Annotated in this window: 8 protein-coding genes; all 8 read right to left on the minus strand. The window is 72.7% G+C overall.

Annotated features, from left to right (window positions below):
* The coding region (locus tag ABYX71_RS08020) for a hypothetical protein (protein ID WP_372695978.1) at positions 1–658 on the minus strand (658 nt) is incomplete at its 3' end.
* On the minus strand, positions 655–2,490 hold the full coding sequence (locus ABYX71_RS08025) for a hypothetical protein (RefSeq protein WP_372695979.1): 1,836 nt from the start codon (positions 2,488–2,490) through the stop codon (positions 655–657). The genes ABYX71_RS08025 and ABYX71_RS08020, both read right to left, overlap by 4 nt.
* Positions 2,491–2,496: 6 nt before the next feature.
* Positions 2,497–3,975, minus strand: a complete 1,479-nt coding sequence (locus tag ABYX71_RS08030; protein WP_372695980.1) for a hypothetical protein — start codon at positions 3,973–3,975, stop codon at positions 2,497–2,499.
* A 15-nt stretch (positions 3,976–3,990) separates the two neighbouring features.
* On the minus strand, positions 3,991–6,408 hold the full coding sequence (locus ABYX71_RS08035; RefSeq protein WP_372695981.1) for a hypothetical protein: 2,418 nt from the start codon (positions 6,406–6,408) through the stop codon (positions 3,991–3,993).
* Positions 6,405–8,144: a hypothetical protein gene (locus ABYX71_RS08040; protein WP_372695982.1), complete on the minus strand. Its 1,740-nt coding sequence runs from the start codon at positions 8,142–8,144 to the stop codon at positions 6,405–6,407. The genes ABYX71_RS08035 and ABYX71_RS08040 overlap by 4 nt, the downstream gene beginning before the upstream one ends.
* A 19-nt stretch (positions 8,145–8,163) precedes the next feature.
* Positions 8,164–8,637, minus strand: a complete 474-nt coding sequence (locus ABYX71_RS08045) for a hypothetical protein (RefSeq protein WP_372695983.1) — start codon at positions 8,635–8,637, stop codon at positions 8,164–8,166.
* 4 nt (positions 8,638–8,641) lie between these two features.
* Positions 8,642–9,034 (minus strand): PAAR domain-containing protein, encoded by a 393-nt coding sequence (locus ABYX71_RS08050; protein WP_372695984.1) that lies wholly within the window; start codon positions 9,032–9,034, stop codon positions 8,642–8,644.
* A 9-nt stretch (positions 9,035–9,043) separates the two neighbouring features.
* On the minus strand, positions 9,044–9,629 hold a 586-nt coding region (locus tag ABYX71_RS08055), incomplete at its 5' end, for a phage baseplate assembly protein V (protein ID WP_372695985.1).

Below are 9,629 nucleotides of genomic sequence, written 5' to 3' on the forward strand. Positions count from 1 at the left end.
CGTCGGCGCTGCGCAGTGTCAACCGGGGCGACGACGGCGCACCGGCCAGATGCAGCGCCGACAGGCCATACAGCCACTCCACCGCTTGCTCCGGTGCCGCCTGTGCCAGCGCCTTCTCGGTCCGCCCCACCGCCGCCGCGGAAAGGCTGCGATGCGCCTGCCGCCGCGCGATCAGCTCCGCCTTGCGCCGCTGGCGCGCGCCCGGCCGGTCAGCCGACAGGCGCGCCTCGAAGGCAGCGGCGACGAACGGCTCGGACAGTGCGGCACCGGTACTGGCGGACGCCGTGGGCTGCTCGGCCACCGCCTCGCCGTCCACCCGGTGCAGGGCGACCACGCCATACAGCGCGCTGTCGACGCGGATCACCGGCGCCGGCCAGGCCAGTTCCACCCGCGTCCGCGCACCGCCCTGCCAACGTTGCACCCAGTCGTCGCTGTTGGCGTCGACCGTGACCGTGCACGGCTGGAACTGCAGCGCCAGCACGCTGGCGGCGGTCAGCGCCGGCCGGTCACAGGCGGCATCGAGCCCGATGCGCAGGTACACGGTGCGCTGAAACACGATGCCGGCGGGATCCGCCCGCGGCGCTGTCAGGTCCAGCGTCTGGCCGGGCATCACGCGCTGCGCCTGCCCACCCGCCGCGGTGTGAAACAGGCCGTTCACCGGCGGATGGTGTCCACGTCGGTGCGCAGCCTGCCCAGCTCACGCGACAGGTCGGTGCGTTGGGCGTCGAGCGTGGCGATGCGCCGGTCCAGACGCGCCGCGCTGGTACCGAGCGCACTCACCTGCCCATCCAGGGCGCTGGTGTGCGTGCGCAGCCCGCCGATGTCCGCCTCGGCCGCCGACAGCCGGGCGTCGAGCGCGGCGCCATCGGCGCGAAACCGGTCGTAATCGGCGGTGAACCGGCCGTAGTCGGCGCGAAAGCTGTCGTAATCGAGCACGAACCCGTCGTAGCGGGTGGAGAAATCGTTGTACTGGGTGGTGAAGGTGGCGTACTGCACATCGAACTGCGCGCTGCGTGCCTCCACGTGCTGGCGGTCGGCGCTGACCGCGGCTCGGTCCGCCTGCACCTGAGCCGCCTGCTGGGTGACCGCCGCGGCGGTGCGCGACACATCCTCGGCGCGCGCCAGGACATCGCCGTGCAGTCCGCGCATCTCCTGCGCCAGGACACCGCTCACGTCACCGACCTGATCGATGCGCGCCGCCAACTCCGCCCTGGCCTGCGCCACGGCGGCCAGCGTGCCCCGATGCTCCGGGGTGATCTGCGCCGCCGCACCGGCCAGCTGCGCATGCAGCGCCTGGCGCGTGGGCAGGTCCAGCTGCGCCGTCTCGCGCGCCAGATAGCGCTGCATCGCGCCGTCCAGCCGCTGCTGGGCCACCCACTGCGCCGCCAGTCCGGGCAGGCGGGCGACGAATACCTGCGCCTCGGCCACCAGGTCGTCGACCAGACGCTGCCCGCTGCTGCCGCGCTGCCCCGCGCCGGCAAAGGCGGCCTCGAGCGTCGCCTGGTCGGCCACGTGAGCACCGAGCGCGTCGAGCCAGGCCCCGACCCAGTTGCGGTGGTGCGCCACTGCCACGGCGTGCGCCAGGCTGGCGTTGCCCTCGGCTGCGTGCAGGTCGACCCTCAGCACACTGGTTTCGAGCGCAAACCCCACCCCCGCGCCGCCGGCGTTGAGGCGATCCAGAAACACGTCACGGTACTGCCGGGCGTACAGGTCCAGCGCTGCGCGCAGCGTGCCTGCCCGCTCGGCGCTGTATCGCTGCGCCAGGGCGGCCAGGGCCGGTTTCAGATCCACCGCGCTGTCGGCCTGGGGGTCGAACAGGTCGAGCGCGCCCTCGAGCACCGCCTGCTGCTCGGCGGTGAGCCCGTGTGGCGGTGCCAGGCGCAGGGTCAGGCGGGCACTGCCATCCGCCCCGGTGCGCACGGTCAGGCCGGCGGCACGGCTCACCGCATAGCCGAAGGCGGCTTCCAGCGCACCGTTGCTGGTAGTCACGGTCAGCCGCCGGTCCGGCAGCGGCCGGCCAGACGCATCGACACAGCTGACGCGCACGTCGAGCGCCTGCCCCAGCCACAGCGGCTGCGGACTGATCGACAGCTCCACACGCGCGCCCTCGCGCTGGGCAGGCATGCCATCGGCCAACGCCGCCAGGCGGGCCAGGCGGCCCTCCAGCTGTGCCTGCCGATCGGTGAAGTCACCCAGTCGGGTGATCCACCGCCGCGGGTCCAGACCCAGCACGGCGGCGCAGATCTCGGTGAAGCGCTCGGGACCGATCAGGCGCACCGCACGCACCTGCTGCAGGGTGCCGAAGCGCCCGCCGAGCGCATCGCGCGCATCGAGCAGCCGCTGCGCCAGGCGCACGCCGATGTCCAGCTCTCCCGGAATCTCGATGGCCGCCGCCAGGGCCGGCGCACTGCTGGCGCTGTTCAGCGCCGCCAGCACGCGCGCGCGCTGCGCCGGCGACAGGTCGGATGGTTCCAGGTAGACCTGCGCCACGGGGACTCAGCCGACGCGGGCGCGAATGGACGCGACTTCCGCGCCGATGCGCTCGATGTTCATGCGCAGGCTGTCCTCGGACAGCGGGTTGATGGCGCGCACGCCGTCGTCGATGCGCGTCAGGCCGGCCTGGATGCTCTGGCCGACCCGCTCGGCCGCCTGCATGCGGCCTTCGAGCACATTCACCGACTCGACCAGGCCCTGGGTCTGCGCCACCTGTTCGGTCACGCCGCCGATCTCACGCTCCACCCGGCCGGCGTGGCGGCTCTGACTGAGCTGGGCATCGAGCGCCCTGGGCTGGCCACCGCCACTGCCGTACAGCTCGCTGGCGGCCTGTGCCTTCAGGCCGGTCAGCATCTGCTCGCGCACGTCCGCACGCTGCGGACCGGGACCAGGGTTGATGCGCTCGATTGCCTGCTCCAGTGCGCCGATCAGCTGCTTCTTGCCCAACAGCCCGGTCTTGCCGTACTCGGCGACGAAATAGTCCTGGAACCCGAGCAGTGGCTCCTCCAGCTCGAACACCGGGCGCAGCACGTCGATCTGCGGGTTGACGACTTCCGGCGTGGGGGTGACGAAATCGAACACCCAGGGCCCCAGCCAGTCGCGGAAGTTCACCTGGATGCTCGCCGCACCGCGGCTGCCGTCGGCGGTGGTCGGATCGGCATCCGGCTTGGCGAACGCCAGCACCGTGGCCCGGTGATCACGCCAGCGGGTGGTGAAGCTCGGCTTCAGCGGCTGCAGGGACCAGTCCGGCGTGCGCGCGTGATACGTGTCCGCAAAACTGCGCAGCGCGATCGAATCGGCGCGCCGGTACTGTGCGTTGATTACCTGATACGCCGCCTTGGCACGGCTGTCGGTCGGCGTCGGCGCCGCCATGATGGCCTGTGCCACGGTGAAACTCTGCGCCGGCACCAGCATGTCCAGCACGGCGCCGATCTGCAGGTCCTCGTCGTCACTGAAACCCTCGCTGTGCTCGGCCCGCACCAGCACCCGGGCAACGCCCTGGGCGTTGACCTGCACCGACAGCGAGTTGTCCGAGGCGCCGGCCCGGCTGACGAAACCCGCCCCGGCCCGCAGCCGGCCCCAGGCGGCGACGAAATCCACCCACGGGAAGGGCGCCGCCAGCGGCTGGCCATCCAGCCCGGTGACGTGGGCGGTGATTTCGCACAGCTCGCCCATGGCGTAATGCTGACGCGCGCACGACAGGGAGACCAGGTACTGCCCCAGCAGCGGCTGGACCTGTTCGTCGAGCGCCTCCAGGCGGCTGTCCACGGCGGCGAGCTGCGCCTGCACGGAGGCAAGCGAGGTCTCCAGCGTGTCGACGCGCGCCTTCAGGTCGGCGACGTCGGTGTCGTGCGCGGTCAGGGTGGCACCGAACTCGCCCAGCGCCGCGATCAGGCTGTTCCAGTCCTGGGGACGGATGAGGTGGCCGGCCGCCTTGGGCGCCAGGGCGGCGATGTCGGTAATGGCTGTGGCAAGGCTCATGGTGAAGACCCCCGTTCAGGACTGATGCACGATGACGCCGTCCACGCAGACGGCCAGCGGAACGCCGGCGGCGCGGGTACGGGCGATGAGTTGCCAGACCCGCGCGATGACGGCATCCGGCACGCGTTCGTCGGGCGTGCGCCGCAGCAGGTGCACGCGCACGCCGATCGCCGGCGCGGCGGCCCACTCCAGCGCCAGGCGGGCCGACGGCAGGTAACTCCACAGCGCATCCGCGTAACGGCCGTCCAGGGCAAACGGGCCGGTGCCGTCACGAAAGTGGCCGGGCCAGGGTGCCGCCTGCTGCGGCGGCGGAAAAAGACGGCCCTCGCAGCTCCACCACGGGCGCCCGTCGGGCACCTCCAGCGGCTGCGGTTCGAGCTGCAGGTAGCGCCAGTCGGCGCCCTCGGCATGCGATGGCAGGTATGGCAGCCCGCCGCTGAGGATGCGTGTCTGGTCCGGCTTCACGCGCAACACCAGATCGGCGGCGGCAACCGGCCCGGTCGGTGTGAAGGCGCTGCCGTCGTCGGTGCCGAAATGACCCACCAGCGCCGGCAGTTCCAGCCATCCGCCGCACCGCGCGCTGGCGACCGTTCGCTGCGCCGGCGCTGACGGCGCAAAGCGGCCGCGACGGGCCTGGTAGCTCTCCCAGCGGCTCTGCTCGCGGTTCCAGCGGTAGTGCGCGCGTGGCTGTTCGGTGAGCGCGTCCGGATACTCCGACGCCGCCTGCCCCAGGGGCAGCCAGCGACCCTGGGCGAAATCCATCTGCGCCAGATCGCGGCCAGTGCAGCGCAGCACCCCCACTTCCCCGCAGACCATCAACACGCCGCGGCGATCCACCGCCAGCGCCTGCACGGCGCCGGTGCCAAGGTCCGGATAGGCATGCAGCCGCGTGGCACGCCCGGCGCCGGTGCCGATGGCGTCGGCAACCCCCCACCGGGCCAGGCCGGCGGCCGTGCCCAGCCACAACCAACCGTCCGCCGTTACCGCCAGCGCCCGTACCGCCGGCAGCGGACTGACTGCCGCCGGGGCCTGATCCTCGGTAATGGGGTCCCAGTCGGACTGGCGCTCGTCGACCGCATCACCGGCGTAGCGATACACACGCGGGCCGTCACGCAGCAGCAGTGCCTGGTCGGTTGCCAGGTACCAGCGGTCTGCGACTGGCAACGCCGTGCGCAACCCGACCCCGGCCAGCAGCCGTTCGGCCAGCGCATCCGACGGGTCCAGCAGTGCTAGACCATCGGCACCGGCACACGCCAGCAGGCCGTCACCGGTCACCCGCAGCGCGTGCACCGCCTCCGGCACGGCGGCCACCGGCACCAGCGCGAACGCGTCGTCCTGCGGCCACAGCGGGCAGCGATGCAGGCCGGCGTCGGTGGCCAGATACAGGCTGCCCCCACGCACCGCCAGCGCATGCCAGGCGCCGGCCGGCGCGCCGGCGCTGACGTGGGTGGCGGTCGCGCCATCCCAGCGCACGAGCGCGGGACTGCCGGCGTCGTCCAGCAGCAGCCACAGCGTGCCATCCGGCGCGTGGGCCAGCGCCCGCACGGCACCGGGCGGCAGGCCGGTGACGGCCGTCCAGGGTCCCTCGCCGGCCGTGTCGGTGCCGTCATCGGTCGGGTCGCTGAGCCGCAGCACGCCGTCCTGTACCAGCGCACTGCGCCACACGGGCGTCAGGCGCACGCTGTGGCCCGGCGCCAGCGTGGCGCGCACCCCGACACCGATGCCGACCGGCATCTGGTGCGGCGTGTAGCGCTCGAGCAATGGCCCCTCGGTGGCCGCCGCGGCGCCCGCCTGTGCCTGCAGTCCGGTCATGATCACCTGCGGGGCGCCGGTCACCTGCTGCGGCCTCCAACGCCACAGCGGCGGCAGCGCATCGCCCGCCTGCGGCACGCCGACCGGCGTGCGCCGGCGCGTCAGACCGGCCGGCTCCTCGATGTGGAACGGCCAGCGGCGGGCCGCGGGCGGGGCGGACATGTCCTCCGGCAGTGCCGCCTCGGTCAGCGCGGCCAGCGCCGCGCGCGTGGTCAGGCCCAGGCGGTAGGCGTCCAGCACGTCGTGCAGCCGCTCGCGGTACTCCTCCACGGACTCGGCGATGCTGGCCGGCTCGCGCCACGGCGGCAGGTCCAGCAACGCGGCCAGGCGCGCCAGGTCGGTGATGTACGGATACGTCAGCAGCTCGCGCCGGTCCCTGGCCTCACGCACGTTGACCGGCGCCCGCCCGCGGGCGCTGCGATCGTGCAGGTAGTGCACGTCACTGACCGCGGCATCGGCACTGTCGCCGTAGTGCGCACGCAAGACGTGCTGTGCCTGCGCGCCGGCCATGTCGAGTTGCCCGCCGACGGCCTCCAGCAACCGTGCCAGCAGGTGGGTTTCGCCGGCCTCGGGCCGCCACAGCGACGGCAGCAGGTCGGCCAGACGCTGCGCCCCGCTCATGGGCCGTCCTTCGGTTTGACGACGACGTTCACCCCGGCCACCGACACCCGCTCGCCGGCCGCCAGCACCAGCGCCGGACTGGCCGGGCCGTCCTGCACCAGGGTGACGCCGCCGGGGCGGGTCCAGGCCAGCTGCAGCGTATAGGGGCCGATGTCCGGCGGCGCGCCGGCCGGCACGGCGTCGACCGCCTCCAGCGTGGCCACCGGCAGGCCGGGCAGCGGCACCGCCTGCGCCAGACGTGCCCAACCGAGCGTGCGCAGCGCCTCGGCTGCCGGCGGTTGCCCGGTGGTCAGCGTGTTCAGGTAGACCGCCGCCTGCTCGAGCGCGGCCTCGATGGCGGCACGGTCGGGAATGTCGGCCGGGTTCGGATAGCGCACCGTCACGTGCAGCTGCACCGGCAGCGCCGGATCCACCAGCGTGAGCGTGCCAAGACGGGTGACCTGGCCGCTGAGCGCGAGCTTGCCGGCGGCGACATCCAGCACATCGGCGCCGCCGGCGGTGGCGGCGACGAAGCGGAGGTCATCCGTCCCGGGTACGCCCAGCGCCAGACCGGTGAGCTTGGCCAGGCTGCCGTCCGACTTCAGCGGCAGGCGGGCGAAATAGTCCTCGATGCCGGCCCGCACGTCGGCATGCACGCGCTGCAGGTCGGTTTCGATCAGCCCCGGCGCCGTGCTCAGGCGCACTTCGAGGTCCACCGACAGCGGCGCCGGACCGTAGACGACCTGCCTTTCGACCCCGGCCGGGCGCGCCGCGTCGATCTCGAACTCAAGGCGGGCCTTGCGTTCCGGCGTGAGGTCCGCGTCGTGGATCAGCACTTCGATCCGGCCCGGCGCGGGCTCGCTCACCTCACCGCGCAACCCCTGGCGGGCGATGGCGTTGCTGATGGCCCCCGGCGTACCGCGCTCGGCGCCGGCCAGGAAGCTGCGGGCACGGATGCGAAGCTCGGCATCGGTCTCGTCCTGATCCAGCCGGCTGCTCGGCGCCGGGTTGGCGACCCGCTCGATGCCGACAATGGGCCGGGCCAGCAGCGTCAGACTGCCGGCCGGCACGCCGTCGTTGTCGGCCACCAGATCACGTGCCGCCACCCGTCCGGAGGGCTGACCATCGGCCAGGCGCAGTTCATCGAGGGTTTCGTACTCGACGGCGCCGTCCGCGGTCAGCACGCGGGTACCGGCGACAACGGCAATCTCGCCGCGCGCGTTGGCCAGGCGATGGAATTCCAGGGTGGCGGCGTTGCGCCCGGCGCGCACCCGGCTGATGCCGAGCAGCGACACCACGTGGTCGAGCGCGCTGCCGCTGGCGGTGGCCAGGAAACCGGCGTCGTAGACCGCCTGCATCTGCGCGTACAGGCCGGCGGTCTCCAGCGCCACCGCCTCGAGCAGCGTACGGACCACCGATCCCGGATACAGGTCGTTGGCGCGGGCATTGGCGCCGGCGCGCAGGTAATTGACCTCGAACACGCTGCCGGGGTCCGGGCGCGTGCCGTCCTTCCACTCGAGCGCCGTGCCATCGGCCGACAGCACGTAATCGCTGTCCCGCTCGAAGGTCTGTGACACACCGTGCACCAGGCCGTACACCGAAGTGATCTGCGCCACGGGCCCGGCGCGCAGCGGATAACGGGCCGGGCCGCGTCCCCCGGGCGGCGGATACGGATGCAACTCGCCGGCCACGCCACCCAGCACGGTGGTCAGCAGCTGCTCGGAGACTTCCGGGTAGGTTTTTCTGCGAAAGCTCATGGCCTTGTCCTTGCCGGCCTCAGGGGCCGAGGTCGAGCGTGAACGGGCCGATCACCAGCGTCGCGCTGGCCTGTACCGGCAGCACTTCCAGGCGCACCTGAACGCTGTCGCGACGGCCAACGGCAGGGCCGATGTCGAGCGCCTTGACCTCGGCGATGCGCGGCTCGCGCGCCAGCGCGTCGAGCAGGTGCAGGCGCAGCAGCGCGCGGCTGCTGGCGGTGTTGCCGGTGCCGATCAGCTCCGGCACGCGCGAGCCGTAGTCCGGATGGCCCAGTGCCGCCAGTTCGCCGCGTGGTGTCAGCACGCGGGCGATCACCGCCTGAGCCAGGTTGTCGAGCCCGTCACGCAGCACGAAATCCCACTGCCGGCCGTGCCCGCCGGGACCGGCACCGAGCGCCTCCGACGGCCGGTAATGCGCCCGCAGTTCGCGGTGAACGGCCTGCAGCGCGATGTCGCGCAGCAGGTGGGCGACGGGTCTTTGCTGCACCGGCATGGCCTCAGCCCACCATCACGGTGCTGGCTGCCAGCACCGTGCCCGCCGGCAGGTCGGCCGGGTCGTTACAGGTAAGCGCCGTGTCGCCCTGACGGGCGGCCGGCTTGCCGTTGATCAGCACCGTGGCCGAACCGGCGATCACCGTGGCGCGGTTCAACGGCGGCTTCTGGAACGGTCCGGCGGCCGGCACGTGCGCCGGCGTGTTGCTGGCGGTGGACCCGATGACGGCAGCGGGCTTGCCCTCGATGTTCACGTCCGTCGACAGCCCACCCTCCAGCACACCGCTGAACGGCCCCGGCACCGGCGTCGGTACCGGCCCACCCGGACTCGGCACCATCTGAATGTGGATATCGGTGGCCACTACCCGGTCACCCTGCTTGGCCGCTGGCATGCCCATGGTGTTGCCCTAGTTGAGGTTGATGACGGCGCCCTTGAGCGCGAGCGTGCCGCCGGCTTCCAGCGTCACATTGCCCGAGCCCTTGAGCGTGAGGTTGCCGCTGCCCTGCAGCGACACGTGGCCGGCACTGCTGATCTCGACCGTCGCCTGGCCGCCCACGTCCACGGCAAGGACCGGGTCGTCGTCCTGTACGGTGACGGTGCAGGCGTCGCCGACCGTCAGCACCGCGCGCGGCGGGCCGTCCTCGTTCAGCTCGAGGCGCACCGCACGGCCGGCGTCCGCGCCGGCCGGCAGGTGGATGACGAACTGCCCGCGGTCGTTGGCCGGCGGCCGGTCCTCGTCGTTGTAGAGGCTGCCGAGCACCACCGGGCGGTTCAGGTCGCCGCCGACGAACCCGACCAGCACCAGATCACCCACGTCCGGCACACAGGCCACTCCCTTGCTGGGCGCCAGCAGCGGCACCGCGTCCAGCACCAGTCCCGAGTCGCGCAGCGCCACGGTGGCGGAGTAGTTGTCCGGGTCGGCCGGCCCGACCGCCTGCACCAGGCCCAGTTCGCTGACGCGCAGCAGCCCCAGTTCCTCACGGATCATGGCC

It is taken from the genome of Immundisolibacter sp., from assembly GCF_041625615.1.
Taxonomy (GTDB): Bacteria; Pseudomonadota; Gammaproteobacteria; order Immundisolibacterales; family Immundisolibacteraceae; genus Immundisolibacter.